The sequence below is a fragment of the Neisseria sp. P0021.S006 genome (assembly GCF_051956895.1).
Genome location: NZ_JBQCWZ010000764.1, coordinates 1 through 675 on the forward strand (window position 1 = coordinate 1; position 675 = coordinate 675).

Sequence of the window (675 nt, forward strand, 5' to 3'; positions counted from 1 at the left end):
CGTCAACATACTGCTGTCTTGCAAAACCGCACTTCTTCCCTCTGCCTCGTGATTCAAATAAACAGTCGCACGGGATGGGCGGTCGATGATGATTTTTCTGACCGCATTTTGAGTCTGAAAATTAACGCTGCGCCAAGCATAGGCAAAACTGCCGGCCAATGCCGCCAAACCCAGCCACATCATCCAGCCGGAAAACTCGACAAGGCATAAGGCCAACGCCGAAAGGTGTAAGGAAACAATCAGAATTTTCAAAGAACGCGAGGGCTTTAAGGCCGTCTGAAAACTTCGCACGGCTTTACATCATATTGTCGAAAACAGGCGTAATGTTCAATTCCGCCTCTTCCATATCCAAAACCATATCGTGGATTTCGGTATCGAAAAATTCCCAAAAAGCCTTCAGGCTCATGTCTTGCGGCCATTTGCTTTTATCGATGTCCCAGCCTGCCAATTCGGCTTCAAAAATCTGCTGGTAGCGTTCGTCAAAATAGGAAATGACGGATTCGGGTTCGTCAAATTGCGGCACCAAGAATACGGAGCAGTTGGTACGCAGTTGCTCGACGGTCAAATCGGGCATATTCTCATCGGAGGATTTCAACCATTCCAAAAAACGGGCGGTCGGCTTCAGCACGACAGCAGTACGGTCAACAAAATACATTATTTTCAACTTTCAAAATC

The 675-nt window shown here is 47.1% G+C and carries 1 protein-coding gene and 1 pseudogene; both read right to left on the reverse strand.

Annotated elements, in window-relative coordinates; genetic code table 11:
• Nucleotides 1-291 (reverse strand): annotated as a pseudogene (locus tag ACTHUM_RS16965) (protein YgfX); the annotation flags it as partial.
• 4 nt (nt 292-295) lie between these two features.
• Nucleotides 296-655, reverse strand: coding sequence for a hypothetical protein (locus ACTHUM_RS16970; protein WP_036490466.1), 360 nt, complete (start codon nt 653-655; stop codon nt 296-298).
• Between the last annotated feature and the right edge of the window lie 20 nt (nt 656-675).